Below are 26,226 nucleotides of genomic sequence, written 5' to 3'. Positions count from 1 at the left end.
GCATGGAACAAGTCGTCATTGCCGCAGCCGGACGCACGCCGATCGGCACGTTCGGCGGCGTTCTGAAAGATGTAAGCGCTCGCAAACTGGCGGAAACGGTGATCCGCGGCGTCATCGCCAAATCGGGAGTGGATCCGTCGCTGATTGATGAAGTGATCCTCGGCAACTGCATCCAGCGGACTGACGAAGCCAACATTGCCCGCGTGGCAGCCCTTGACGCCGGGCTCGGCAACCGGGTGACCGGTTTTACCGTGCAGCGCCAGTGCGCCTCCGGCATGCAGGCGATCGCCAGCGGGGCCGCGCAGCTTCTGCTGGAGGAGAGCGAGGTGGTGATCGCCGGCGGCGTGGAGAGCATGAGCAACGCGCCGTACGTTCTGAAAAACGCCCGCTGGGGCAAACGCCTCACCCACGGGGAGATGACCGACGCGATGTGGGAACTCCTGACCGATCCCCATCACGGCATCCTGATGGGGGAAACGGCGGAACGGCTGGCGGAGCGCTACAGCATCAGCCGCGCCGAACAGGATGAAATCGCCCTGCGCAGCCAGCAAAACGCGGTGCGGGCCATCGACAGCGGCCTGTTTCGCGAGGAAATCATTCCCGTTCCGGTAACAAAGCGGGGAGAGACGGTAATGGTGGAGACGGACGAACATCCCCGCCGCGACGTCACGCTGGAGGGCCTGGCCAGGCTGAAGCCCGGCTTCCGCGAAAACGGGACCGTGACGGCGGGCAACTCCTCCGGGTTGAACGACGGGGCGTCGGCGGTCGTGCTGATGAAGGAGAGCCGGGCGCGGGAGCTGGGCATCACTCCGCTGGGCAGGATCGTCTCGTACGCCTGGGCCGGGGTGGAGCCCGATCTGATGGGATACGGACCGGTGCCGGCGGTGAAAAAGGCGCTGGCCAAAGCGGGCCTGACGCTGGCCGACATCGATCTGATCGAAGTAAACGAAGCGTTCGCCGCCCAGTATCTGGCGGTGGAAAAGCTGCTGGAGCTGCCGCGCGACATCACCAACGTCAACGGCAGCGGCATCTCGCTCGGCCATCCGGTCGGCTCCACGGGCTGCCGCATCGTCGTCACGCTTCTGCACGAAATGAAGCGCCGCCAGGTCAAGCGCGGGCTGGCCACGCTCTGCGTCGGAGGCGGAATGGGCATGGCGATGGTCGTGGAAAGGGGCTGAAGCGGCCGGCGTACAGGTTTAAACGAGGCCTCCCCGGTCAACAATGGAAGCAGGACCCCATCGATGCCGCAGCAGAGATGGGGTCCTGTTCGTCAAAGGGAGGTCTCGTTCATGAACATGTTGTCTTATTTGCGCAGATACGGAAAGCGGATCGCCCGGTACGGGGCGGCCCTCGTGGCGATCGGCTTATTGGTGGCGGTCTCCTTTGCCGCCTACCACTACAAGCGGATGACCCGGGAATGGTACGCCCCGCTCGAGGCGGAAACGGGAGCGCCTTTGGAGCAGACGGGGGAACGGCTGCCCGGCGCGCTTTTGGCCCAGGCCAAAACGCTCAAACCGTTTCTCCTGCTCGTCATCGGGACGGACAGCCGGGACGGGGAGCAGGCCCGCTCGGACACGATGATGCTGGCGGCCGTGCATCCCGCCAAGCAGCGGGTGCATCTCGTCTCCATCCCCAGGGACAGCTACATGGAACTGCCCGGAACAGGCTACGACAAGCTGAACCACGCCATGGCCTACGGCGGCCCCAAGCTGGTCAAACAGTCGCTGGAGCGCTTTTTCAACCTCAAGATCGACCGCTACGTGACGATCGACTTCGAAGGATTCCGGCAGGTGGTGGACGAGCTGGGCGGGGTGCAGATCGAGGTGAAAAAACGGATGAAGTACACCGATCCGAGCGACGACACCCACATCGACCTGAAGCCGGGACTGCAGACGCTGAGCGGCGAACAGGCGCTCGATTACGCCCGCTACCGCAAAAGCGATCTGGGGCGGGAAGACAGCGACTACCAACGGATCGCCCGGCAGCAGGAGATCGTCCGGGCCCTGGCCGACAAGGGCACGTCGGCGCAGACGCTGGTCAAGGCGTTTTCGCTGATGGACATTCTCGGCAGCCACGTCAAGACCGATCTGACCGACCAGGAGATCGCCTCCCTCCTGCTGGCGTACGGCGACCCCGAGCCCAATACGGTGCAGACGGACACGCTCACGGGGGCGGACGAGCGGATCTGGCACAACGGCGTCCTCGGCTGGTACCATCTGGTGCCAAAAGAGGAGCGGTCCCGCGTCCGCCAACTGCTGATGGAGGCGCTGGCCCCTTGACCACGGAAATTGCCCCTTGACCACGGGCACTGGCCCCCTGCACGGCGCTGGTTGGAGCGGGAGATTCCGCGGCCGCTTTTCCGGAGCGGCAGGCCTCTTGGCGGGAGGCCGGTCCGCCATGCCCGCCCGTCAACCATGCCCGCCCGCCAGGCGTAGACGCGAGGAGATCAACGGCCGGACAAGCCCGCGACGCCCCCGGACGGCCGTCGCAAAAAGCCCGTCGCAAAAAGCCCGTCGCCAGCAAGAACGGCACCCCCATCCCGCCCCGGACAGGCGGCTGCCATTTCCTGCAAAAAAATGGTCAGGTTTGTGTATTTTTCGTTGGAAAATTAATTATCTTTCGACTAGAATGGAAGCAGGAAGAGGTTATGAATGTGGATCGTACGGGAGAGGTAAGGCCAATAAGGGATTGGAGGGAATTTGCCCATGTCAAACGCCAAGCCTTGGATTGCCAGTTACCCGCCCGAGACCGCACCGTCACTGGAATACCCCCGTGTTCCGCTGACGCATTTTCTGGAACAGGCGGCCGCCGAGTTTCCCGATCATCCTGCGCTGTACTTCATGGGCAGGCGGATCACCTACCGGGAGCTCTTGGCGATGTCGTATCAGTTCGCCAACGCGCTGATCAAGCGCGGCGTGAAAAAAGGGGACCGCGTCGCCGTCATGCTGCCCAACTCCCCCCAGGCAGTCATCGGCTACTACGGCTCGCTGATGGCCGGAGCGACGGTGGTCATGACGAACCCGCTTTACACGGAACGGGAACTGATTCACCAGTTGAACGACTCGGGAGCCGAGACGATCATCACATTGGACCTGTTGTACAGCCGCGTTGCGGCCGTGAAGGCCTCCACCCCGCTGAAACGCCTGATGATTACGAGTGTGGGGGATTTTCTTCCCTTTTTCAAAAAGATGCTGTATCCGCTGGTGCAGAAGAAGCAGGGCCACCATCCGCAGATAACCTACGGCGGTGATGTTGAGCCTTTTCTTTCCGTGCTGAAAGAAAGCGCTATCAATCCTGTCACACCTGAGGTTGACCCGGAAAAGGACATCGCGCTTCTGCAGTATACCGGCGGCACCACCGGCCTGGCCAAGGGCGTCATGCTGACGCACCGCAACCTCGTCGCCAACGCGCTGCAGTGCCAGGCTGTCATGTACAAGTTCGTCAGAGGGCGGGAACGGATCCTCGCCGCCCTGCCGCTGTTCCACGTCTACGGAATGACCACGGTGATGAACAAGGGCATTTCCATCGCGGCGGAAATCATTCTCGTCCCCAAATTCAACGTCAAGCAAATCCTCAAACTGATCGACAAGACCAAACCCACCCTGTTTCCCGGCGCACCCACGATGTACATCGGACTGATCAACCACCCTGACTTGCCCAAATACGACTTGTCCTCCATTGCCGCCTGCGTCAGCGGCTCCGCACCGCTGCCCGTGGAGGTCCAGCGCAGGTTTGAAGAACTGACCGGCGGCAGGCTGGTGGAAGGGTACGGCCTGACGGAAGCGTCTCCCGTCACCCACTCCAATCCGATCTGGGGAAAGCGGATCAGCGGCAGCATCGGCCTGCCCTGGCCGGACACCGACTGCCGCATCGTTGACCCGTCGACCGGGGAAGAGCTGCCCCAGGGAGAGATTGGGGAGCTGGCGGTCAAAGGGCCGCAGGTGATGCTCGGATACTGGAACCGGCCGGAAGAAACGGCGGCCGTCCTGAGGGACGGGTGGCTGCTGACCGGAGATATGGGCTACATGGACGCAGACGGATACTTTTACGTCGTCGACCGCAAGAAGGACATGATCATCGCCGGCGGATACAACATCTACCCGCGTGAGGTGGAAGAAGTGCTGTTTGAGCATCCCGCCGTCCAGGAAGCGGCCGTTATCGGCGTGCCGGACCCCTACCGGGGCGAGACGGTCAAGGCGTTTATCGTGCTGAAGGAAGGAGCGCAGGTGAGCGAGGAAGAGCTGGAGCGTCACTGCCGCCAGCGCCTGGCCGCCTACAAGATTCCGCGGATGTACGAGTTCCGGAAAGAACTGCCCAAGACGATGGTGGGCAAGGTACTGCGCCGCCAACTGCTGGAGGAGGAAAAGAAACGGAGCGCCGCCGAAGACCAGGTGAAGACGAGCTGAAGGCCATCCGGAAACGCGAGGAAAAACAGGCGGCAACTGCCGCGTCGGGACCATCCCGTCGACCGTGAATGCTGTCCCGAACCGCCCTCCTGATCGGGAGCGGCCTTTTTCTTGTCGGACGGGCGTACGGCTTCGATCGGACCGGCTTTTTCGTGAGGGACTTCTCCGGGCAGACCACCTGCCGTTCGCTTTTGGCCCGGGCGGACGAGGGATTGACAGAGGCTGGAACCTGTATTACACTTTACACATGAATGAACGATCATTCATTTCAACATCTAGTCGAAGCAAACGTGGAGGTACGTATGGCGAAAAAAACGGGGGAGAAATATCAAGCCATTATTGATGCGGCTGTTCGCGTCATCGCTCGTCAGGGCTATCACAGCGCCCAGGTTTCCAAAATTGCGAAAGAGGCGAAGGTAGCGGACGGCACCATCTACCTCTACTTTGAGAACAAGGATGACATTCTCATTTCCCTGTTCAACGAAAAGATGGGAACCTTTATCGAAACCTGCCGGGGACGCATCGCCGAAGCGGAGTCGGTCGAGCAAAAACTGTACGTCCTGGTCCACACCCATTTGAGCCAGTTGGCCCAAGACCCGGAACTGGCAAAAGTGACGCAGATCGAGCTGCGCCAGTCCAATCCGGAAATCAGCGAGGGCATCGGCGCCGTGATGAAGCAGTACTTCAACCTGATTGACGACGTGATCCGCGAAGGCATGGAGAAAGGCGTGTTCCGCCCGGACATCGATGTCCGCGTGGCGCGGAAAATGATTTTTGGCACGCTGGACGAAGTGACGACGTCCTGGGTCATGAAACAATGCAAGTACGATCTTGTCTCCCATGTTGACCCCATTCATAACCTCTTCCTGTACGGTATGAAGGGAAAATGACAAAAGAAAACGCTTTTTTTGCAAGATTCCGTTTGTTACAATAAAAACGTAAAGACTGAGCGTTCGTTCAGATGGCGGATGCTTCATGACTCGACGTAAGCAGGGGGGAGAGGGATGTATTCGTATTGGCATGTGCAAAAGGAAGACCGCGTCGCCGTCGTCACCATCAACCGTCCGCCGGCCAACGCGCTGAGCCAGGCGGCGCTGACGGAGCTGGCAGCGCTTCTGGACGAGCTGGAACGGGACGGCCAGGTAAAAGCGATCGTCTTGACCGGCGAAGGCCGTTTTTTCATCGCCGGGGCGGATATCAAGGAGTTTACCCAACTGATGTCCGCGGATGCGGAAGCGCTGGCGAAAGCCGGTCAGCAATTGTTTGAGCGTCTGGAAACCTTCCCGAAACCGATCATTGCCGCGATCAACGGGGCGTGCCTGGGCGGCGGTCTGGAACTGGCGATGGCCTGCCACATTCGGCTGGCGGCGCCCGAAGCCAAGCTGGGATTGCCCGAGCTCAACCTGGGCATCATCCCCGGATACGGGGGCACGCAGCGGCTGCCGCGCCTGGTGGGCCGGGGCAAGGCGACGCAGATGATCCTCACCTCCGAAATGATCGGCGGCGAAGAGGCGCTGCGCATCGGGCTGGTGGAAGCGGTCCATCCGCTGGACCAGCTCCTGGACGAAGCGAAAAAGCTGGCCGGCGCCATCGCCCAAAAAAGCGCCGTCGCCCTGCGGCTGGCACTGGAGGCGGTGCACGCCGGGACGGTGCTCGGCAAGGCGGAAGGCATGCAGCGCGAAGCCGAACTGTTCGGCGAAGCGTTCGCTTCGGAGGACGTCAAGGAAGGCGTCGCCGCGTTTCTGGAAAAGCGCAGGCCGCAGTTTGCCGACCGCTAGCCGGTATCGGAATCGCGCCACCTAGAAGGAGGGAATCCCATGAACATTTTGGTTGTCATGAAGCAGACGTTTGACACGGAAGAAAAAATCGTCATCCAGGATGGCAAAATCTCGGAAGACGGCGTGGAATTCATCATCAACCCGTACGACGAGTACGCGGTGGAAGAGGCGATCAAGCTGAAGGAGGAGCACGGCGGCGAAGTGACCGTCGTCTCCATCGGTCCGGACCGGGCGGAAAACGCGCTCCGCACCGCGCTGGCGATGGGAGCGGACAAGGCGGTTCTGGTGAACGACGAATCCCTGTTCGGAGACGAGTACACGACGGCCAAGGTGCTGGCTGCCGTCGCCCGCAAAGTGGGATACGACATCATCCTCGGCGGACAGATGGCCGTCGACTCCGGCGCTGGACAAGGCGGGCCCCGTCTGGCCGAAGAGCTGGGCATCAACCACGTCTCCACCGCCGTCAAACTGGAGATCAACGGCACCCAGGTGCGCGTGGAACGCGACGTCGAAGGGGATCTGGAAGTGGTGGAAACCAGCCTGCCGGTGCTGATCACCGCCCAGCAGGGGCTGAACGAACCGCGTTACCCGTCCCTCCCGGGGATCATGAAAGCCAAGAAAAAACCGTTGGATCGCCTCTCCGCGGACGATCTCGGCCTGTCCGCCCAGGACGTGCAGGCGAAGACCGTCATCGTCGACCAGTCCCTGCCTCCGAAGAAGCAGGCGGGCCGCATTCTCTCCGGCGACTTGGCGGCGCAAGTGTCCGAATTGGTCCAATTGTTGCGTAACGAAGCAAAAGTGATCTAAGCGAGAGGGAGAGGATCCTGATGAAAAAGGTACTGGTATTGGCAGAAACGCGCGACGGTCAACTGCGCAACGTGTCCCTGGAAGCGCTGGCCGCCGCGCACGTGTTGGCGGAAGGCGGCGAAGTGGTGGCCGCCCTGTTCGGACCGGACAGCGGCGCGCATGCGGCGGTCCTGGGACATCACGGCGCCGGTACGGTCTACGTGGCGGATCATGCCGCGCTGGCGCAGTATACGCCGGACGCGTACGCCCAAGCGCTGAAACAGTTGATCGACTTCGTCTCTCCCGACGCGGTGGTGCTGGGTCACACGGCGATCGGCCGCGACGTGGCGCCGCGAGTGGCCGCCCGTCTCGGGTACGGCCTGATCTCCGACGTGACGGGTCTGGAGGCCGGTCCGGTCTTTACCCGGCCGATCTACGCGGGCAAGGCGTTCCAAAAACGGACGTTTACCGACGGCGCGATCATGATCACGATCCGGCCCAACAACATCCCCGCCGCAGCGCCTGACACCGGCAAAACGGCCACGGTGGTGCCGTTTGACGTGGAGATCAAGGATCTGCGCTCCATCGTCAAGGAAGTGGTCCGCAAAACGAGCGGCAAAGTGGATCTCTCCGAGGCCAAGATCATCGTCTCCGGCGGACGCGGCGTCAAGAGCGCGGACGGCTTCAAACCGCTCTACGAACTGGCGGAGGTACTCGGTGCGGCTGTGGGCGCGTCCCGCGGCGCGTGCGATGCCGACTACTGCGACTACTCCATGCAGATCGGCCAGACAGGGAAGGTGGTCACACCCGACCTGTACATCGCGTGCGGCATCTCCGGGGCGATCCAGCACCTGGCAGGCATGTCCAACTCCAAAGTGATCGTCGCCATCAACAAGGACCCGGAAGCTCCCATCTTCCAGGTGGCGGACTACGGCATTGTCGGCGATTTGTTTGAAGTGGTTCCGCTGCTCACGGCCGAATTCAAAAAAGTGCTCGTGTAATCGAGCGGCACGGCTGCGGCGCCCTGTACGGGGCGCCGTTTTTGCTGTCCCGGGAGCGGTGCGCCAAGCGGCGGTCGCGGTATGGCTGCGCACCGTTTTTTTGTCCGCCCCCGCTGTCGTACGCTTGTCCTGTCCGCTATAATAACAAGGAAAAGGGAGAGTGGTCGGAATGAGTGAGGAACTGCTGCGGCAGTTGATCCACATGGTGGCGGAAAACAACCGCATCGTCAAGGAATCGGTCGAGGAGCTGCGCGAGTTCAAACGTGAAATGTACGCGTTTCGCGAGGAGATGTACACGTTTCGCGAGGAGATGTATGTGTTTCGCGACGACATGTACGCGTTTCGCGACGAAACCAACCGCCGCTTTGACCGCCTGGAACGGCATCATCAACTGCTGGAATCCGATTTTGACCTCATGCACCGCAAAGTGTGCGACCACGAACGGGAGATCAACCGGCTGAAGCACATGGGGCAATAGAGTGCGGCGATTCCGGACAGACTAACGTGGAAAGCGCGGCAAAGTGTCGTCCGCCGTAGTCATTTCCGGTGGAGAATGATATACTGTAGGGCGTATGGAACCTTTTGGCGTACCGAATAGAAGGAGGTAACGATACCATGGCAATTGTACATGCAACCGATCAAACCTTTTCCCAGGAAGTGGAGCAAGGCGGCACTGTCCTGGTTGACTTCTGGGCTCCGTGGTGCGGCCCCTGCAAAATGATCTCGCCGGTGCTGGAGCAGATCGACAGCGAAGTGGGGACCAAGCTGAAAATCGTTAAAGTAAACGTGGACGAGAATCCGGAATCCGCCGGCCGCTTCGGCGTGATGTCCATCCCGACGCTGATCGTGTTTAAAGACGGTCAGCCGGTCGACAAGGTAATCGGCTTCCAACCGAAGGAAGCGCTGATGGGCACGCTGGGCAAACACCTGTAAGGAAAACGGATCAACACCTGCCTGGCCGCTTAAGCCGGGCAGGGTCCGTCATCAGCATTCGCACTGCGCGGATGCTGATTTTTTTGTGCCAGCGAGAAACAGTCGTGTTTCGCCGAAAAACGTGGTAACATGGGGACGGAACGTACATTCCCGCCCGTGCGGGAAGGGCCGATGGGCCGGACATGAAGAAAGGAGGGGGCAGCCGTGAACAGCTCCTTGAAAGACAAGCTGGCCGTCCTGCCGGAGAAGCCGGGCTGCTACCTGATGAAAAACAAGGACGGAGACATCATCTACGTGGGCAAGGCAAAGGTGCTGAAGAACCGCGTCCGTTCCTACTTTACGGGCAGTCACGACGGCAAGACGCAGTTGTTGGTCAGCGAAATTGCCGACTTTGAATACATCGTCGTCTCCTCGGCGATCGAAGCGCTGATTTTGGAGTGCAACCTGATCAAGCAGCACAATCCGCGCTACAACGTGATGCTGAAGGACGACAAAACCTATCCGTACATCAAGATCACCAACGAAAAACATCCGCGCCTGGAAATCACCCGCAAGGTGGTCAAGGACAAGGCGCGTTATTTTGGTCCCTACGCCAACGCGGGGGCGGCATCCGAGGTAAAGAAGCTGCTGGACCGCCTCTACCCGCTGCGCAAGTGCAAAACGCTGCCGAAGCAGGTCTGTCTGTACTACCATCTGGGGCAGTGCCTGGCTCCCTGCGTCCATGAGGTGCCCGCGGAAGAGAACCAGCGGCTGGTGGAAGAGATCTGCCGCTTTCTCGACGGCGGCCACGAGGAGGTGAAGCGGGAGCTGACGGAAAAGATGCTGCAGGCGGCGGAAAACATGGAGTTTGAGCGGGCCAAGGAGCTTCGCGACCAGATCCGCAGCATCGAAGCCGTGATGGAGAAGCAGAAGGTGACCTTTACCGACACGGTGGACCGTGACATCATCGGCTTTGCCGTCGACAAGGGCTGGATGTGCGTCCAGATTTTCTACATGCGGCAGGGGAAGATGATCGAGCGGGAGACGACGTCGTTTCCGTACTACGGCGACGAGGCGGAGGACTTTATGTCCTACGTCACCCAGTTTTACTACGACAAGCAGAACGCACTGCCCAAGGAAATTTTGCTGCCGGAGCAGAGCGAGCCGGAGCTGTTGGCGGAGTGGCTGGGCGTCAAGGTGTACGCGCCCAAGCGGGGCAAAAAGCGGGAACTGGTGCAGATGGCCTCCGAAAACGCGCGGATTGCCCTGCAGGAAAAATTTGCGCTGATGTCCAAGGACGATGCACGGACGATCCAGGCGGTGCACAATCTGGGGCACGTGCTCGGAATTGGCACGCCGCACCGCATCGAGGCGTTTGACAACTCCAACATTCAGGGCACGGAACCGGTGTCCGCGATGGTCGTCTTTACCGACGGCCGGCCGGACAAGAAAGAGTACCGCAAATTCAAGATCAAAAGCGTCGAGGGGCCGGACGACTACGGGGCGATGCGGGAAGTGATCCGCCGCCGCTACACCCGCCTGCTGAAGGAAAACCAGCCGCTGCCCGACCTGATCGTCATCGACGGCGGCAAAGGGCAGATCAGCGCGGCGATGGACGTGCTGGAAAACGAGCTGGGGCTCTACATCCCCGTCTGCGGCCTGGCCAAGGACGAAAAGCACCGGACGGCCCAACTGCTCTACGGCGATCCGCCGGAACCGGTGGAGCTTCGCCGGGACAGCTACGAGTTTTACCTGCTGCAGCGGATCCAGGACGAGGTGCACCGCTTTGCCATCACGTTTCACCGGCAGGCGCGCAGCAGGACGATGCTCTCGTCCCGGCTGGACGAGATTCCCGGTGTCGGCGAAAAGCGGCGCAAGCTGTTGTTCCAGCATTTTGGCTCGCTGAAAAAGATGCGAGAAGCGACGGTGGAGGACTTCCGGCAGATCGGTATCGGCGACAAGCTGGCCCGCGAGATTATCCGCCATCTTCGGCAGATGGAAACGTAACGCCAAAAAGGTCGTTGAACCCGAGGCGGCTTCATGGTATAATCCCATACAAACAGCATAACAAGCCTCACTTCCCGTTTGGAGTGAGGTAGAGGCGCGAAAACCATGAGTACCTCCCTGAGATCGGGCATCTGTGACGGGTACGGGAAAGGGGAATTCGCCGAAGTACGGAGAAAGGCCCGCTTCCTCCGTGCTGGGCCTGCGTTGAACAAGCGCAGGACTGTCATCCGCGCAATCACCCGTTGCCGGATGGAGAGCTATCTCACGATGTCGGTTGAGGATGGAACAGGGTGTGTTCCGTCATGCTCAACTGTTCACGTGGTCAAGGGAAGGAGGAACCGGTATGTCGAACTGGCAGGCAGTGACAGGTGTATCCTCGTCGCTGCCTTTTTTGCAAGAGTGAGAAAAACGGCATGTTCCAACAGGAAATGGAACGAAGATGGCCTGACAGAGAAGAATCAAACGAGAAATCATGTTGAATAGGAAAAGGGAGAGAAGCCGCATGGGGTTGATCGTGCATAAATACGGAGGCACCTCCGTAGGTACCATCGAACGGATTATGAAAGTAGCGGACCGGATTATACAATATAAGGAAGCGGGACACGACATGGTCGTCGTCGTGTCGGCGATGGGCAAGTCCACGGACGTGCTGGTGGACATGGCCAAACAGATTTCCCCCTACCCGTCGGAGCGGGAGATGGACATGCTGCTGGCGACAGGCGAGCAGGTGTCGATTGCGCTTTTGGCGATGGCGCTGCACCAAAAAGGGTATGACGCCATTTCCCTGACGGGCTGGCAGGCGGGAGTGACGACCGAATCGATCCACGGCAAGGCGCGGATCACCCATATCGAGACGGAACGGATTCGGAAGGAGCTGGCGCGCGGCCGGGTCGTCATCGTGGCTGGATTCCAGGGAGTCAGCGAAGCGGGCGAGATCACCACGCTGGGCCGCGGCGGTTCGGACACGTCCGCGGTGGCGCTGGCAGCCAGCCTCAACGCGGACAAATGCGAAATTTTCACAGACGTGGCCGGCGTCTACACCGCCGACCCGCGTGTGGTTCCGACGGCGAGCAAGCTGGACAGCATTTCCTATGACGAGATGCTGGAACTGGCCAACCTGGGGGCGGGCGTGCTGCATCCGCGCTCGGTGGAGGCGGCCAAGACCCACAAGGTCCGGCTGGTCGTCCGCTCCAGCTTTACGACAGAAGAAGGCACGTACGTAGAGGAGGTTGCGCATATGGAAACAGGAAGAGTAGTAAGCGGCGTCGCCCACGACGAAGACGTCGCAAAGGTGACGGTTGTGGGAATGCCCGCGCGCGTGGGCACGCTGTCCCGTCTGTTCAACACGCTGGCGGATCACCAGGTGAACGTGGACATCATCATCCAAAGCTCGTACGACGCGGCCGTGACCAACATTTCCTTCACGGTGGCGGGGAGCGACCTGAAAAAGACGCTCGACACGCTGAACGCCCACCGGGATCAGCTCGGCTTTGAAAAAGTGGAGTACGAAGAGGGCCTGTCCAAGGTCTCGATTGTCGGAGCCGGCATGGTACACAATCCGGGCGTGGCCGCCGAGATGTTCCGCGTGCTGGCCGAGCAGGAGATCACGATCAAAATGGTCTCCACGTCCGACATCAAGGTGTCCTGCGTCATCCCGGCGGAACACACCGAGCGGGCCGTGCGCAGCCTGCACACCGCATACGGCCTCGACGTGGCGGAAACAGCGGTCGTGCACGGGGTGTAACCCGGCTGACAAACCAATAGCGACGCCACATGCTGCCTCCCCCCTTTTTTTCGCCGCGGAAAAAGGGGGATTTTTTACAGGAGGATTTTTTACGGGGGAACTTTTTGCGGCGGCGATACGGTGCCTCTCCATCCGAATTTTGTCCGTCCGGCCCGTACCCGTCCCGGCAAGGCCTTACCAGCGGACCGTGATCAGGACGCTGCCCGTCTCCTCCGCCTCCATCCGGGCTTCCGTCTCCTGCTCCTTCCAGCGGCCGACAGCGCCGGCGATGATGCCGCACTCCAGGGAGAGGGAACGGTTGATCCGTTCGGGCGACATGTAGCGATAGATGGTATGGGTCAGGCGATAACGAAGCTGCCGCTCCCCGTCTTCCAGCAGGTCCAGTTTGCCCAGCCCCAGGCGGATAAAGGGAAACACCAGGCCGTTGGCGGAGCGGATGGGAATCTGCCGCCCCATTTCCTTTCCCAGCCAGTGGAGAATGGGCGGTTCGCTTTCGCCCAGCAGCGTGCGGGTGAGGTGCTCCCGCAGCAAGTGATAGCCAAGATAGGGCATGTGGATGCGCTCGATATCGGCGATGACGCGGGAAGGCAGCAGGGCTCCCAGTTGATCCGGTTCTTTCATTTCGCGATCCTCCTTCCCGGCTGCAGGCCGCGCGATGGCTTGTCCGCTGTCGGACCCTCCTGCGGACGCCGGTCTTTTGCAGCCGATTGGTCAACCTGTTTGGTACCAGACTATGAGAGAGCGGCCGCGTCTATGACAGATTCATAGAAAAATCGGACGATTGATACGTGTAATCCAACAATGGAATTAGTCTATTCACTGTCTTGACGCTCCTAGGAGACAGGAGTACAATTGGTTGTGGTTCAACGTTTTGCCCAACTTTTTTCCGTTTTCCGACACAATTTGCCAAGCCGGGCGGCAGGGACGGCAGGCTGCTGCGGTTCATGTCTAACCGGCGGGGCAATGGGTTAGGATAGTGGGGAAAAGATCTAGCAAAGAACGCTACATACAATTGAAAGGGGGACCATTGTATGGCGAAAGGCCATAGCTTTCTGAACCACAAGCTGCATTCTTTTCTCGGTTTGTTCCCAATCGGGCTGTACCTCTTGTTCCACTTGACGGCGAACTATCAGGCAACCCGGGGACCGGAAGCCTTCAACCAGGTGGTAGGAATGATCGAACACGTTCCATTCCTGCTCGCCGTGGAATTCATCTTCATCTACATTCCCATCCTGTTCCATGCCGTGTACGGGATCTACATTGCCTTCCAGGCGAAACACAATGTGGGCAACTTCGGACATTTCCGCAACCACATGTTCCTCTGGCAGCGCCTTACGGGTATCATCACGCTCATCTTTATCGCTTGGCACGTGTACGAAACGCGCATTCAAAAAGCGCTGGGTGCCGAAGTGAACTTTGACATGATGGCCAACATTCTCAGCGATCCGCTGATGGTCGTCTTCTACACCATCGGGATTCTCAGCACCGTGTTTCACTTTTCCAACGGTCTCTGGTCGTTCCTCGTACACTGGGGCATCACCGTCGGTCCACGTTCCCAGCGTTTCGCCACTTATCTGACCATGGGCATTTTTGTAATCGTTTCGCTCATCGGCTTGCGGGCGATGTCTGCATTCATTCTGTAGGGATAGGGGGACTCATTCATGGCAAAAGGTAAACTGATCATTGTCGGTGGCGGCCTTGCCGGATTAATGGCTACCATCAAAGCAGCAGAAAAGGGCGTTCCCGTACAGTTGTTCTCCCTGGTTCCGGTTAAGCGTTCCCACTCCGTCTGTGCGCAGGGCGGCATCAACGGCGCGGTGAACACCAAAGGGGAAGGCGACTCCACCTGGGAGCACTTCGACGATACCATTTACGGCGGCGACTTCCTGGCGAACCAACCGCCTGTCAAAGCGATGTGCGACGCGGCTCCGGGCATCATCTACATGCTGGACCGGATGGGCGTCATGTTCAACCGTACGCCGGAGGGTCTGCTGGACTTCCGCCGTTTCGGGGGGACCAAGCATCACCGTACCGCGTTTGCCGGCGCAACGACCGGGCAGCAGCTCCTCTACGCGCTGGACGAGCAAGTGCGCCGCTTTGAAACGGAAGGTCTCGTGACCAAGTACGAATACTGGGACTTCCTTGGGGTTGTTCTGGACGACGCCGGCACCTGTCGGGGGATCACGGCGCAGAACCTGCGCAACGGCGAGATCCAATCCTTCCGCGCCGATGCCGTCATCCTGGCGACCGGGGGACCCGGCATCATCTTCGGCAAATCGACCAACTCGATCATCAACACCGGTACCGCGGCATCTGCGGCGTACCAGCAGGGCGTCATTTACGCCAACGGCGAAATGATCCAGATTCACCCGACCGCCATCCCGGGCGACGACAAGCTGCGCCTGATGTCCGAGTCGGCTCGCGGTGAAGGCGGACGCGTCTGGACCTACAAGGACGGCAAACCGTGGTACTTCCTCGAAGAAAAGTACCCGGCCTACGGCAACCTGGTGCCGCGCGACATCGCCACCCGCGAAATCTTCCACGTCTGCGTGGATCTGAAGCTGGGCATCAACGGCGAAAACATGGTGTATCTCGACCTGTCCCACAAAGACCCGAAAGAGCTGGACGTCAAACTGGGCGGTATTATCGAGATCTACGAGAAGTTCGTGGGCGAGGACCCGCGCAAGGTACCGATGAAAATCTTCCCGGCCGTGCACTACTCGATGGGCGGCATGTGGGTAGACTACAACCAGATGACCAACATCCCGGGTCTGTTCGCTGCGGGTGAGTGCGACTACTCCCAGCACGGTGCGAACCGCCTCGGCGCCAACTCCCTGCTTTCCGCGATCTACGGCGGCATGGTGGCAGGTCCGAAGGCAATCGAGTACATGAACGGTCTGGAGCAGTCCTGCGACGTTCTGCCCTCCACGCTGTACGACAGCTACACGAAGAAGGAGCAGGAGAAATACGACAACATTCTCAAGATGGACGGCACCGAGAACGCGTACCTCCTGCACAAGGAACTGGGCGAGTGGATGACCGACAACGTGACCGTCGTGCGCTACAACGACCGCCTGAAGAAGACGGACGAAAAGATCCAGGAACTGATGGAGCGCTACAAGCGGATCAACATCAACGACACGAGCAAGTGGAGCAACTCCGGCGCAGCCTTCACCCGTCACCTGTGGAACATGCTGGTGCTTGCCCGCGTAATCACGATCAGTGCGCTGATGCGCGACGAAAGCCGCGGCGCTCACTACAAACCGGAGTTCCCGGAGCGCAACGACGAGAAGTTCCTGAAAACGACGATGGCCAAATACAATCCGGAGACCACCGCGCCGGAGATCTACTACGAAGACGTGGATGTATCGCTGATTCCGCCGCGTAAGCGGGACTACACGTCCGACAAGAAGAAGAAGTAAGAGGGGAGGGAACTGATCATGGCCGAAAAGTTTGTCCACCTGATTATCACCCGTCAAGACAGCCCTGACAGCACTCCGTACAAGGAAGAATTCAAGGTTCCGTACCGCCCGAACATGAACGTGATCTCGGCGTTGATGGAAATCCAGCGCAATCCGGTGAACGCGCAAGGCCAAAAAACGACGCCGGTCAACTGGGAATCCAACTGCCTGGAGGAAGTGTGCGGCGCGTGCTCCATGGTGATTAACGGCAGACCGCGCCAGGCGTGTTCCGCTCTGATCGACAAGCTGGAGCAGCCGATCCGTCTGGAACCGATGAGCACCTTCCCGGTTCAGCGCGACCTGTCCGTTGACCGCAGCCGCATGTTTGACGCACTGAAACGCGTCAAGGCATGGATTCCGATCGACGGTACCCACGATCTGGGTCCGGGTCCGCGGATGCCGGAAGTGGAACGCCAATGGGCGTACGAACTGTCCAAGTGCATGACCTGCGGCGTCTGCCTGGAAGCGTGCCCGAACGTCAACGAAAAATCGGCGTTCATCGGTCCGTTCGCCATCTCCCAGGTGCGTCTGTTCAACCAGCACCCGACAGGTGCGATGAACAAGCACGAGCGTCTGGAAGCGCTGCTGGAAGACGGCGGCATCGCCGACTGCGGAAACTCGCAAAACTGCGTGCAAGCCTGTCCGAAAGGCATTCCGCTGACCACCTCCATCGCTCACATGAACAAAGAGACGACCAAATACGCTCTGAAGAAATTCTTCTTCTCCTGATTTCTCGTGCAGGGGATGACAGACAACAGGCGTGCAAACCGTTACCGTGGTTTGCACGCCTGTTTGCATGTTGGCGTCTGCCTGGATCGATGATCGTGCCTTTTTCCGAACGAGCGCAGCGCGATGTTTACGCGGCTTTTTGAGCGGACGCCTTTTGCTCCGGAGGGGACAGCTTGATTTTGCCGAGCATCATGGCAAGCACGGCGCCCGCCAGGATAAAGACAAGTCCGACGAGATACACCTCATGGAGCGAGGCGACCATGTCCGTCTTGAGAATCGGCAGCAGGGTCTGCCGGATGCCGGCCGGAATGGAGGCCAGCGCTTCCGGGCTCAGCAGCATGGAGTACAGGCCCTGCGGGTTTGTCTGAATCATCGCGGAAAACTGCTCCGCCATGCCGTGAGCCTGCTGCGGCAGTTTTTCCAAACGGGGCATGAGGTCATGCGTCAGCAGGGCGGTCGAGCGATGGTTCATGACCGCTCCCAGAACGGTCATGCCAAACGTTCCGCCGATTTGACGGAAGAACTGGCTCGAGGATGTGACGACCCCCCGTTCCGATTTGGGGAAGGATTCCTGCAGCGCGATGGTAATCAGCGGCATCACCAGCCCGATCCCCAGTCCCAGCACGATCATGTACGACATCGCTTCCCATTTGGAGGTGGTTACGACCATCGTAGACAGCAGCCAGAAGCCGGCCGCCATCGTGATCATCCCGATCAGCATCTGCGTGCGGACGCCGATTTTCTTTACGATCCGGCCTCCCGCGATGCTGGTCAGCATCATGGCCAGCATCATCGGCACCATGATGGTCCCCGACTCGGACGGGCTGATGCCGACAATGCCCTGCATGAACAGCGGTACGAACATGATGGCGCCAAACATCCCGACCGACATGAGAAACCCGATGCCGTTCAGCAGCGAGAAGGTTTTGTTCCGAAACAGATGCAGCGGCAGAATCGGCTCGGCCGTTCTCGACTCCACGATCACGAAAGCGGTCAGAAACGCGGCCGACAGCCCGAACAGCGAGAGGATCTGCCACGACGTCCAGGGGAAGTCCTTTCCGCCAAACGTCAGGGCGAGAAGCAGGCTGACGACGCCGCCGGTCATGGTGAACATGCCCCAGATGTCGATGTTGACCGGTCCGCTGATCCGCTGCGATTTGAGTGCCAGCGCAATCAGGATGACGGCGAGAATGCCGACCGGCAGATTGATGTAAAAGACCCATCGCCAGTTCAGCGTGTCGACGATCCACCCGCCAACCTGCGGCCCCAGAATGGAGGAGAGTCCGAAGACGGCGCCAAAGACCCCCTGCCATTTGGCCCGCTGCTCGCCGGTAAACAGATCGCCGACGATAATCATCGCCATCGGCATCATGATGCCGCCGCCGATGCCCTGGATCGCGCGGAAGACGATGAGCTGGTTCATCGTCTGGGGGGCCCCGCAGAGAACGGAACCGGCCATGAAAAGAATCAAGCCGGTCACATAGACCACTTTGCGGCCGATCAAGTCGGCCAATTTGCCGGTGATCGGCACGACGGCCGTGGAGGTCAGCATGTAGGCCGTGGTCAGCCAGGTCATGACCCCCAAGCCGCCCAGTTCGCCGACGATGCGCGGCATGGCGGTTCCCACAATCGTATTGTCCAGAGACGCAAACAACATTGCCACTAACAGTCCGACAATGAGAAGTCCTCGTTTTTCCTGTTGTTCCTGCATAAGATGTCACTCCTTCTCATGTGTTGCGATGCGGGCCAGCTTTTCGAAAAGGCGGACGAGCGCGTCCAGCTCATCCGGGGTCAGATGGCGCAGATAGCGTTGGACAACCTCTTTTCGCTTCCGTTGGGCCTGCTGCAGAATGGCCGCCCCCTGTTCGGTCAACCGGATGGTCACGACGCGGCGGTCGTGCTCGTCCCGGTCGCGCTGGACGAATCCGTGCTTCAGCAGCCGGTCCACCATCGCCGTGATCGCGCTCGGTTTGACGCACATGTTGTCCGCCAGTTCGGTCACCGAACGCGGTCCCTTTTTGGAGAGAAGACTCAGGATGTAAAACTGCGGGCCGGTCAGATCCGCGGACGATTCCGCCAGTTCCGGTCCCAGTTTTCTCATCGTCGTGGAAAAGGCGATCTGAAGCCGCTCGATCGCTTGATCCAAGTCCTTCTGATCCATGACGCACACCTTCCATCATCGCCGGCTCTTCATTTCCTGCCGTTAAAATTTATCGGGATTAATATTTAACGTATTTAAATATAAAGTGCGTGAATCCATTTGTCAATCTGCGCGGCCATCCGATTTATGGGAATACGAATCTCCCTTCAAAGGAAAACTGAAGGAAATGGATGTTTTTTGGGGGGCAGACGATGAAAAAACGGATCTTGTGCATCGGGATGGCGCTATCCCTGCTTCCGGCGCAGACGGTGGAGATGTGGAAGGCAGAGGCCAACCAACGCGGGCAGGATGCCGCTTTTGCCAAACAGGTGCGTCAGGATCTTCGCGATGCCCATTGGCAGGCGAAGGCGGCTCTGCCTCAACCGGAGCGCGGCGGGATTCATGCTGCCGGCGCAGACGAGTGGAACGCGGCGGAGCATGTGCTGCAGGGTGAACAGGTGGCACAGCCCCCTGCCTCCGGGCTGGAGATGATCGAGGCGCCGAAAGCGTGGCAGGAAGCCGGCGTCAAAGGGGAAGGCATGCTGGTGGCGGTGATCGACACCGGCATCAACGGCAGGCACCCCGATCTGCCTGCGCCGCGCGACAAGCGGCTTGCCCAGCAAAAATCCGGTTCGACGCAAAAGGTCATCCCCGGCTACAACTGGGCAGACCGCAACCAGACGACCGAGGACGTGGGCGAATCGCAGCACGGCGTGCACGTCGCCGGGATCGTGGCCGCAAACGGCAAGCTGAAGGGCGTGGCGCCCGAAGCCCAACTGCTGAGCCAGAAAGTATTCAGCAATTACCAGGGGGAAGTGCCGGGATTGAGCGAATCGATCCTGTTTGCGATCAACGATTCGATCGCGAAAAAAGCGGATGTGATCAACCTGAGCCTCGGCTCAGCCGCCGGGTACGTGGACGAGACCAACACGGAGCAATTTGCCGTCAAGCGGGCGGTGGACAGCGGCGTGATCGTGGTGGCGGCGGCGGGCAACGACGCCTACTTTGGCAGCGACAAGGTAAAGGCGCAAAATCCCGATGTCTCCATGATCGGCTCTCCCGGTCTGGCGCCGGACGCCTTCTCCGTCGCGTCGGTCAATGCGACGGCCCTGGCCGGCTACAGCTTTTCCGTACAGGGGGTTCCCGGGCTGGAGCGGGTGGTCTACCTGCACGGCCACGCCGCCGGGGGCAGCGTGATCAACCCCGTCCAGGCCTTGATCAAACCGTACGAGCTGATCTACATGGGCAAGGGGAAAAAGGAAGATTACAATGTCTCCGTCAAGGGAAAAGTGGTGCTCCTGGAGCGGGGCGACATCCCTTTTGACGAGAAACTGCGGCTGGCCCGGGAAGCGGGAGCGGCCGGCGTGATCATCTACAACAACCAGTCGGGGCCGCTGATCATCAGCGCGGAGAACGCCAAACAGATTCCCGCGGTATCCATTTTGAAGCAGACGGGCGAGCGGCTGGCCCAGGCGCTGAAAAAAGGCAAAAAGGTTACGATCAGCTTCGACGGCCAGTACGCGCAAAATCCGATGCCGTATCCGGACGGGGGCACCATCTCCGCCTTTTCCTCCTGGGGGCCGACGCCCGATTTGCAGTTCAAGCCGGAGATTGCCGCACCGGGCGGAGGGATCTTGTCGACGGTGCGGGAGTCGGACTACGCGGTCAAAAGCGGCACGTCAATGGCGACCCCGCACGTCGCGGGAGGGATGGCGCTCATCAAGCAGGCGTATCTGAAGCAGGGGCGCAGCCTGCAAGGGCGGGCGCTGGTGGAGACGCTGAAGGCCGCCGCGATGAATACGGCCGCTCCCGTCCTCGACCCGCGCGAAATCGCTGCCGTTTCCGACGGCAGCCGTCCGGGAAAGCTGCCGTACAGCCCGCGCGTCCAGGGAGCAGGGCTGCTGCAGATCGCCAAGGCGATCAAGACGCCGGCGATTGTCACCGATGCCAAAGGAAAGGCGGGCGTTTCGCTCGGGGAGATCGGCGCCCGGACGACGTTTTCGCTCTTCGTGGACAACAAGTTCGGGAAAAAGCCGCTCACCTACCGGATCAAGGACGAGTTCGGCGTGCTGACCGACCTGCGTCAGAACGGGCTCAACCTGCTGACGGAAACCCCGCTGAAAGGGGCGCGGCTGCAATTTTCCAGCCAGCAGGTGACCGTCCGGCCGGGCGAGCGGGCGGAGGTCAAGGTGACGCTGCACATTCCCCCGGAGACGGCGCGCAACCTCTTTGCCGAAGGGTTTATCGCCTTTGAGCCGGTGAATGGCGACGAGCCCGTCCTGCGCGTACCGTACTACGGCTTTTACGGCGATTGGGACGAGCCGCGGGTGATGGACTCCCCCATGTGGGAGGAAGCCAGCCAGGAAAAGCGAACCGGCGTGAAGACAGCCTGGTATCACGACAAGGAAAACGACAAGTGGAAATACCGCGATTACCTGGGAGTCGTCGGGGTGAGCGAAGACGGGACGGTCCAGGTGGACCCGGCGAAGATCGCGTTCTCTCCCAACGGCGACGGCCACTACGACACGGCCGCCCCGTCGATCACCTTTTTGCGCAACGCCCGGCAGGTCATGGTGGACGTGACGGACAGCACGGGCAAACCGATCCGCTCGCTGGTCCGCGACGAAAAGGTGAGCAAGTACGACCAGTCCAAGCTGGGCATTCCCTATTACTACACGGAACGGGAGGAGTGGAGCTGGGACGGCAGGACGTACTCCCCGGAAAAAGGCACGTACGAGCCGGTGCCGGACGGCGCCTACCAGTTCGTCGTCCGGGCCAAAATCGACGGGCGCAACGCCAACTGGCAGACGCTGACCCTGCCCGTCCGGGTGGATACCAAAGCGCCCGCCGTGACCGCTTCCCTGTCGGGCAACCGCGTCCAGTGGAGCACTAGGGACAAGGATGTGCAGGGCTACCTCTTGTACGTGGGCGGGAAAAAGACGGGAGGACCGTACTCGGCCAACGTCACCGGCACGGTGGTCAGCCAGCCGGACAAAAAGGTCACGCTGGTCGCCTACGATTACGCCGGCAACTTCAGCATCGTCCACCTCAACGGGAAAAGCGACGTCGTTCCGCCGTATGTACAGTTCCCCAACGACCTGTTCCGCTACGTGCTGATTTCCCGCCAGCCGGAAGTGGCGATCAGCGGACGGATCAGCGGGGAAGACATGCTGGACCGCGTGCGGCTCGTCATCAACAAAACCCCGGTGGAGGTGGAGGCGGACGGAGCGTTTCACACCGTCCTGCGCCTGCCGGAGGGGCTGAACTACGTCTCGTACAGCGCGAGCGACATGTACGGCAACACCCGGCAGTTTACGCAGCGGGTCATCGTGGACACGGCTCCGCCGCTCCTGCAGTTGGCAAACGACGGCTCCGAAGACATTCTGTACGATGGGGGCACCAAGCGCATGCTCGTCCCGATCCGCTTCCACTACCGCGACCTGACGTACAAGGGGCAGGCCAGCGTCAACGGGCAGATCGTCGCGAGCTGGGAAGAAGACCAGTTGGAAAAGCCGGTCTGGAAGCAGTTCACGCACACGCTGCCCCTGAAGCACGGGGAAAACCGCATCCTGCTGGAAGGCAAGGACGGGGCCGGCAACCAATCCTCGCTGGTGATCTACGCGTACGTCGACGCCCATGCCGGTTCGCTGGTGCTGCATCACGGGGAGCAGCGGCTCACCTACACGGCCAGAGCGCTGCCCGCTCCGACGCTGAAACTGGAACATAACAGCCTGGAAGCCCGCGTCGGGGCATCGGTTCCCGTCTCCGGAAAAGTGACGGCTGCGGGCGTCGTCCGGCTGCAGATCGTCTACGGCGATCGCCGGGTCCCGGCGGACGTGAACGACCGGGGCGAGTTTCGCGTGCTGCTGGACGGCGTCCGGGAAGGCAAGCAGAAACTGACGGTGGTGGCCACCGACGCACTGGGACGGGAGGCCCACGGCGAGATCACCGTCGTCGGGAAAGGCGGATAAAGGATGTCTTTGTGACATCCTTTTTTCGCTGCAAGGGAACCGCTTCCGCGCCCATGCCGGCATAGCGGGGATTGCCGCGGGAGCGTTTCTGGGTTAGGAGGAGATTTCCATGTTTTTTCACGGCATCAAGTGGGAATATGTACGGGAGGCGTATCCGCTGCTCTCGCCGCGCCGCAGCGTTTCGCGCAAACGGGGCGACCAGTTGGCCGACCGGCTTCATCTGCTGCAGCAGTTCGGCCTCGAACCCGTCCACCTGCTGGAGGCGGGACCGGACTATCCGCCGGAGCGGTGCGTCCGGGAGTGTCTCTCCTTTGGGGATACGGTGTTTGCCTTTGAACGGCTGGAGGGGCCGCTGTGGCAGCTCAGCCGTCACGAGGTGGGGGTGGAGGTGCTGGATGTGCGGGCGTGCGTGCGGATCTACACGGTGCGGACGGATACCGCCGCCGAGATCAGGGACCTCTTTCCTGGTGTTCTCGTTATCCGGGACTAAAGCATTACAATTTTTTTGCAAATCTCTTGTAACTGTCAAATTTCGACATTATAATGGGCACAAACAGGAAGATTTTGCCCGGGAAAGGAATGGAACTATCATGAACGTCCAATACCTCAATCCGTTTCTGGAGTCGGCCTCCGCGGTCATTCAACAGTTTTGCAACGTGACCGTCACGCGGGGAGAGCTGGCCGTGACTGAGTGGGACTACCGGGACGACCATACCTGGATTCGCATCGGCATGACCGGCCATCTGGAAGGCCACGTCTTCTTCGGCCTGCACAACGACCTCGCGCTGCGAATCGTCTCGGCCATGATGGGCGGTTTTCCCGTCAGTGAACTGGACGAGCTGGGAAAAAGCGCGATTTCCGAACTGGGCAACATGATCTCCGGCAACGCCAGCACGATTCTGTACAGCCAGGGCGTCGAAATTGACATCACGCCGCCGCAGTTGATTCAGCACCGTGACATGCTGGCGGTGAGCGGCCCGGCCCTGTCGGCCCCGCTGGATCTGAGCGACATGGGGCGGATGGAGATACAGGTTATCGTGGTGAAATAGGGGTAAGGCGTGCGTCAGGAGGCGGCACGCCTTTTTACGTCGCGTCATGGCGGCCCTTCTCCAGGGGCACCCGGAATTTTGTGAAAACGGAAAATACTCGCGATTGTCTGGCTGATTTCTTCCAGATCGTGTATTGTTGGAAATAGGAAGGAGGGCTGATCCGCTTGTCCTACGTCAGGCAGTTGATCGGGATGTTTCTGCTCGTGGTCGCCGTCTGCGGCGCGCCGTTCATGCTCTACACCGACAAGGACGAGGTGCACGTTTCCCCGGAAAACGTGATCGTCCGCACGGTGTATTTGCTGGAGCAGATCGCCGACGGTTCGCTCGGCACGTACTGGGTGGGGAATACGGAGCGCAGCATCGCCCAGGACATCGGGCCGTTTGCGCTGAGCACGTTTGAACTGCTGTTTTTCAGCGTCCTGATCGCGGTCGCCGTCAGTCTTTTGTTCGGGCTGTTCCTGCAGCGGTTCGGGGCCGTTCACCAACTGCAGCGGGCGCTGGACGTCATCGCCACCGTGCCCGACTTCGTCCTCATCATGCTGGCCATCCTGGCCGCCATCCAGTTTTACAAGTGGACCGGCATCCGCATCATCACGCTCTCGCCCTTCAGCGACGCGGACAACAACTGGTTTCCCCTGACCATCCTGGCCATCGGGCCCACCATCTTCCTGATGAAGGGAGTCAGCCTGAAGTACGCCCAGATCGGGGGAGAGGACTACATCCGTACGGCGCTGGCCAAAGGAATGGGCATCTGGCACATTCTCGTCCACCACGTCTACAAGAACGTCAAACCGTTCCTGGTGGCCGACCTGAAAAAGACGATCGCGATCACGGTGGCCAACCTGTTTGTCGTCGAATACCTGCTGAACGTCGTCGGCTTGACCCGGTTCATTTTCAGCAAGGACGGCGGCTTTGAGTTCAACGCGGCCGTGATGGGGCTGATGAGCATCGTTTTGCTCTCCATCCTCGTCTATGTGCTGATCCGGGCCATCCTGTACCTGTTTGAGCGGGCGTTCGTCTACAAATGAGCGTTTAGATGCACACGAGTGAGGTTTTGTCATGCAGATACGTCGAACCAATTGGCCATTGCGGATCGGGACGGTCCTGGTGTCGTTTCTCGTGGTGCTGGGCATCGTCGGGCCGCACATCGCTCCGTACGAGCTGGATTTTCAGGAAAAGCTGCACAGCGAGACGGTGAACGGCAAAACGGTGATCGTCATGCCGCCGCTTGCGCCGTCCGCGGAGCACTGGCTGGGAACGGACAAGTGGGGCTACGACCTGCTGACGCTGCTGCTTCACGGGGCGCCGTACACGATTTTCGTCACGCTGGCCGTCGCCCTGCTCCGGGTGCTGCTCGGCACGCTGGTCGGCCTGTACATCGGCATCCAGGACAAGCCGCAGCGCTGGTGGCTGTCGGTGGAAAACGCCTGGAGCTACCTGCCGCTGTTCATCCCGGTCTATTTTTTGCTGCGAGGGGTCAGCATCAATCCGGAGCTGCCCACCTCCACCCTGGTCGCGCTGTTTATCGGCGCAGCGGCGGTGCTGGGAGTGCCCAGCGTCGCTTCGTCCATCCGGCAGAAGACGGAGCAAATCAAAGAGACGCAGTTTGTGCTGGCCGCCGTTTCCATGGGAGCGGGACGGGAGCAAATCTTGTTTCGCCACGTCCTGCCGCACATCAAAGAACAGGTGATCGTCATCCTGGTGACGGAGACGGTGGCCGTGATGACGCTGATGGGGCTGTTGGGCATGTTTGACCTGTTCATCGGCGGCACGAAGATGACGTACGACCCGGTTCTCTTCCACTCCATGACGCATGAGTGGGCCGGCCTGCTCGGCTCCTACCGCGGCTTTGTCTACAGCAACACCCCCTGGGTTTTCGCCATTCCGCTGGCCGCCTTCATGTTTGCCGTCGGGTCGTTTTCCCTGCTCGCCAAGGGCCTGCGCGATCACTTCCGCGAGACGTACCAGCGCACGCCGTATATCTGATCGGAGAGGGCGAGACAGATGTGATCCGTTTTTGAGACAGGAACGATACACCTTTTTCGTTTCGCGATGGTACGATGATAGTGTCAAGCAAACAGGAAAGCCGCTCGATACCGGTCGGGCGGCTTTTTGCTTGGCGGAGAGGAGTACAGGGGATCTTAACCAAACGGATTACAACCGCCGTGGAATTTTTTTATGCTGGCTGTCACATGTTCCGCTTCATCCTTCGTTATTTACAGTGAAAGGGGTGGAAAAAAGA

General features: G+C 60.2%; 22 protein-coding genes and 1 riboswitch. Of the genes, 19 read left to right on the top strand and 3 right to left on the bottom strand.

Annotated elements, in window-relative coordinates; genetic code table 11:
* Positions 1-2 precede the first annotated feature (2 nt).
* From FOI68_RS02870 to FOI68_RS02820, 11 genes are all read left to right on the top strand, one after another.
* Entirely contained in the window at positions 3-1,178 is a 1,176-nt protein-coding gene (locus FOI68_RS02870; protein ID WP_143862267.1) for a thiolase family protein, read from the top strand.
* A gap of 111 nt (positions 1,179-1,289) precedes the next feature.
* On the top strand, positions 1,290-2,279 hold the full coding sequence (locus FOI68_RS02865; protein ID WP_143862266.1) for an LCP family protein: 990 nt from the start codon (positions 1,290-1,292) through the stop codon (positions 2,277-2,279).
* Between the two features lie 426 nt (positions 2,280-2,705).
* Positions 2,706-4,406, top strand: a complete 1,701-nt coding sequence (locus FOI68_RS02860) for a long-chain-fatty-acid--CoA ligase (RefSeq protein WP_029097603.1) — start codon at positions 2,706-2,708, stop codon at positions 4,404-4,406.
* Positions 4,407-4,708: 302 nt separating this feature from the next.
* On the top strand, positions 4,709-5,296 hold the full coding sequence (locus FOI68_RS02855; RefSeq protein ID WP_029097602.1) for a fatty acid metabolism transcriptional regulator FadR: 588 nt from the start codon (positions 4,709-4,711) through the stop codon (positions 5,294-5,296).
* Positions 5,297-5,410: 114 nt separating this feature from the next.
* Positions 5,411-6,184 carry an enoyl-CoA hydratase gene (locus FOI68_RS02850; protein ID WP_143862265.1) on the top strand — a complete coding sequence of 258 codons (774 nt, stop codon included), beginning with the start codon at positions 5,411-5,413 and terminating at the stop codon, positions 6,182-6,184.
* A gap of 39 nt (positions 6,185-6,223) precedes the next feature.
* Positions 6,224-6,991, top strand: a complete 768-nt coding sequence (locus FOI68_RS02845) for an electron transfer flavoprotein subunit beta/FixA family protein (protein ID WP_029097600.1) — start codon at positions 6,224-6,226, stop codon at positions 6,989-6,991.
* A gap of 20 nt (positions 6,992-7,011) precedes the next feature.
* Positions 7,012-7,971 (top strand): electron transfer flavoprotein subunit alpha/FixB family protein, encoded by a 960-nt coding sequence (locus FOI68_RS02840; RefSeq protein ID WP_044897491.1) that lies wholly within the window; start codon positions 7,012-7,014, stop codon positions 7,969-7,971.
* A 169-nt stretch (positions 7,972-8,140) separates the two neighbouring features.
* Positions 8,141-8,449, top strand: a complete 309-nt coding sequence (locus FOI68_RS02835) for a hypothetical protein (protein WP_029097598.1) — start codon at positions 8,141-8,143, stop codon at positions 8,447-8,449.
* A 137-nt stretch (positions 8,450-8,586) separates the two neighbouring features.
* On the top strand, positions 8,587-8,904 hold the full coding sequence (gene trxA, locus FOI68_RS02830; RefSeq protein ID WP_029097597.1) for a thioredoxin: 318 nt from the start codon (positions 8,587-8,589) through the stop codon (positions 8,902-8,904).
* A gap of 204 nt (positions 8,905-9,108) precedes the next feature.
* Entirely contained in the window at positions 9,109-10,890 is a 1,782-nt protein-coding gene (gene uvrC, locus FOI68_RS02825; RefSeq protein ID WP_035300440.1) for an excinuclease ABC subunit UvrC, read from the top strand.
* A gap of 81 nt (positions 10,891-10,971) precedes the next feature.
* Positions 10,972-11,158, top strand: a riboswitch (Lysine riboswitch).
* Positions 11,159-11,392: 234 nt separating this feature from the next.
* Complete coding sequence (locus tag FOI68_RS02820; RefSeq protein ID WP_029097595.1) at positions 11,393-12,634, top strand: aspartate kinase; 1,242 nt, start codon at positions 11,393-11,395, stop codon at positions 12,632-12,634.
* 174 nt (positions 12,635-12,808) lie between these two features.
* Here the strand turns inward: FOI68_RS02820 and FOI68_RS02815 are convergent, their stop codons facing one another.
* Entirely contained in the window at positions 12,809-13,255 is a 447-nt protein-coding gene (locus FOI68_RS02815) for a DUF2507 domain-containing protein (RefSeq protein WP_143862264.1), read from the bottom strand.
* Between the two features lie 410 nt (positions 13,256-13,665).
* Here FOI68_RS02815 and FOI68_RS02810 point away from each other — a divergent pair, with 410 nt between their 5' ends.
* Genes FOI68_RS02810 through sdhB form a run of 3 tightly spaced genes read left to right on the top strand, consistent with a single transcriptional unit; the run spans position 13,666 to position 16,824 of the window.
* Entirely contained in the window at positions 13,666-14,277 is a 612-nt protein-coding gene (locus FOI68_RS02810) for a succinate dehydrogenase cytochrome b558 subunit (RefSeq protein ID WP_029097593.1), read from the top strand.
* 18 nt (positions 14,278-14,295) lie between these two features.
* A complete protein-coding gene (gene sdhA / locus FOI68_RS02805; RefSeq protein WP_029097592.1) occupies positions 14,296-16,056 on the top strand; it encodes a succinate dehydrogenase flavoprotein subunit in 1,761 nt (586 codons plus the stop codon).
* A gap of 18 nt (positions 16,057-16,074) precedes the next feature.
* A complete protein-coding gene (gene sdhB, locus FOI68_RS02800) occupies positions 16,075-16,824 on the top strand; it encodes a succinate dehydrogenase iron-sulfur subunit (RefSeq protein ID WP_044897495.1) in 750 nt (249 codons plus the stop codon).
* A gap of 127 nt (positions 16,825-16,951) precedes the next feature.
* On the opposite strand, the gene FOI68_RS02795 is transcribed toward sdhB, so the two are convergent.
* Both FOI68_RS02795 and FOI68_RS02790 read right to left on the bottom strand, forming a co-directional pair.
* Complete coding sequence (locus FOI68_RS02795; protein WP_143862263.1) at positions 16,952-18,535, bottom strand: MDR family MFS transporter; 1,584 nt, start codon at positions 18,533-18,535, stop codon at positions 16,952-16,954.
* A 6-nt stretch (positions 18,536-18,541) separates the two neighbouring features.
* On the bottom strand, positions 18,542-18,985 hold the full coding sequence (locus tag FOI68_RS02790; protein ID WP_035300435.1) for a MarR family winged helix-turn-helix transcriptional regulator: 444 nt from the start codon (positions 18,983-18,985) through the stop codon (positions 18,542-18,544).
* Between the two features lie 191 nt (positions 18,986-19,176).
* Between FOI68_RS02790 and FOI68_RS24180 the strand changes: the two genes are divergently transcribed.
* The 5 genes from FOI68_RS24180 to FOI68_RS02765 all read left to right on the top strand — a co-directional run bounded on the left by FOI68_RS24180 (position 19,177) and on the right by FOI68_RS02765 (position 25,970).
* Complete coding sequence (locus FOI68_RS24180) at positions 19,177-22,935, top strand: S8 family serine peptidase (protein ID WP_143862262.1); 3,759 nt, start codon at positions 19,177-19,179, stop codon at positions 22,933-22,935.
* A 109-nt stretch (positions 22,936-23,044) separates the two neighbouring features.
* Positions 23,045-23,425 (top strand): hypothetical protein, encoded by a 381-nt coding sequence (locus FOI68_RS02780; protein ID WP_143862261.1) that lies wholly within the window; start codon positions 23,045-23,047, stop codon positions 23,423-23,425.
* Positions 23,426-23,525: 100 nt separating this feature from the next.
* Entirely contained in the window at positions 23,526-23,984 is a 459-nt protein-coding gene (locus FOI68_RS02775; RefSeq protein ID WP_029097586.1) for a chemotaxis protein CheX, read from the top strand.
* Between the two features lie 164 nt (positions 23,985-24,148).
* Positions 24,149-25,012 (top strand): ABC transporter permease subunit, encoded by an 864-nt coding sequence (locus FOI68_RS02770; RefSeq protein ID WP_029097585.1) that lies wholly within the window; start codon positions 24,149-24,151, stop codon positions 25,010-25,012.
* 31 nt (positions 25,013-25,043) lie between these two features.
* Entirely contained in the window at positions 25,044-25,970 is a 927-nt protein-coding gene (locus FOI68_RS02765) for an ABC transporter permease (protein WP_029097584.1), read from the top strand.
* Positions 25,971-26,226 lie beyond the last annotated feature (256 nt).

Origin of the sequence: Brevibacillus sp. LEMMJ03, assembly GCF_007197875.1 — a bacterium.
Taxonomy (GTDB): domain Bacteria; phylum Bacillota; class Bacilli; order Brevibacillales; family Brevibacillaceae; genus Brevibacillus; species Brevibacillus thermoruber.
This window is presented reverse-complemented; position numbering and strand designations above follow the sequence as displayed.

Excerpts from the sequence above, each read along its gene's own strand:
- FOI68_RS02870 (WP_143862267.1), top strand. The coding sequence starts at position 3 with ATGGAACAAGTCGTCATTGCCGCAGCCGGACGCACGCCGATCGGCACG.
- FOI68_RS02865 (WP_143862266.1), top strand. The coding sequence starts at position 1,290 with ATGAACATGTTGTCTTATTTGCGCAGATACGGAAAGCGGATCGCCCGG.
- FOI68_RS02860 (WP_029097603.1), top strand. The coding sequence starts at position 2,706 with ATGTCAAACGCCAAGCCTTGGATTGCCAGTTACCCGCCCGAGACCGCA.
- FOI68_RS02855 (WP_029097602.1), top strand. The coding sequence starts at position 4,709 with ATGGCGAAAAAAACGGGGGAGAAATATCAAGCCATTATTGATGCGGCT.
- FOI68_RS02850 (WP_143862265.1), top strand. The coding sequence starts at position 5,411 with ATGTATTCGTATTGGCATGTGCAAAAGGAAGACCGCGTCGCCGTCGTC.
- FOI68_RS02845 (WP_029097600.1), top strand. The coding sequence starts at position 6,224 with ATGAACATTTTGGTTGTCATGAAGCAGACGTTTGACACGGAAGAAAAA.
- FOI68_RS02840 (WP_044897491.1), top strand. The coding sequence starts at position 7,012 with ATGAAAAAGGTACTGGTATTGGCAGAAACGCGCGACGGTCAACTGCGC.
- FOI68_RS02835 (WP_029097598.1), top strand. The coding sequence starts at position 8,141 with ATGAGTGAGGAACTGCTGCGGCAGTTGATCCACATGGTGGCGGAAAAC.
- trxA (WP_029097597.1), top strand. The coding sequence starts at position 8,587 with ATGGCAATTGTACATGCAACCGATCAAACCTTTTCCCAGGAAGTGGAG.
- FOI68_RS02820 (WP_029097595.1), top strand. The coding sequence starts at position 11,393 with ATGGGGTTGATCGTGCATAAATACGGAGGCACCTCCGTAGGTACCATC.
- FOI68_RS02815 (WP_143862264.1), bottom strand. The coding sequence starts at position 13,255 with ATGAAAGAACCGGATCAACTGGGAGCCCTGCTGCCTTCCCGCGTCATC.
- FOI68_RS02810 (WP_029097593.1), top strand. The coding sequence starts at position 13,666 with ATGGCGAAAGGCCATAGCTTTCTGAACCACAAGCTGCATTCTTTTCTC.
- sdhA (WP_029097592.1), top strand. The coding sequence starts at position 14,296 with ATGGCAAAAGGTAAACTGATCATTGTCGGTGGCGGCCTTGCCGGATTA.
- sdhB (WP_044897495.1), top strand. The coding sequence starts at position 16,075 with ATGGCCGAAAAGTTTGTCCACCTGATTATCACCCGTCAAGACAGCCCT.
- FOI68_RS02795 (WP_143862263.1), bottom strand. The coding sequence starts at position 18,535 with ATGCAGGAACAACAGGAAAAACGAGGACTTCTCATTGTCGGACTGTTA.
- FOI68_RS02790 (WP_035300435.1), bottom strand. The coding sequence starts at position 18,985 with ATGGATCAGAAGGACTTGGATCAAGCGATCGAGCGGCTTCAGATCGCC.
- FOI68_RS24180 (WP_143862262.1), top strand. The coding sequence starts at position 19,177 with ATGAAAAAACGGATCTTGTGCATCGGGATGGCGCTATCCCTGCTTCCG.
- FOI68_RS02780 (WP_143862261.1), top strand. The coding sequence starts at position 23,045 with ATGTTTTTTCACGGCATCAAGTGGGAATATGTACGGGAGGCGTATCCG.
- FOI68_RS02775 (WP_029097586.1), top strand. The coding sequence starts at position 23,526 with ATGAACGTCCAATACCTCAATCCGTTTCTGGAGTCGGCCTCCGCGGTC.
- FOI68_RS02765 (WP_029097584.1), top strand. The coding sequence starts at position 25,044 with ATGCAGATACGTCGAACCAATTGGCCATTGCGGATCGGGACGGTCCTG.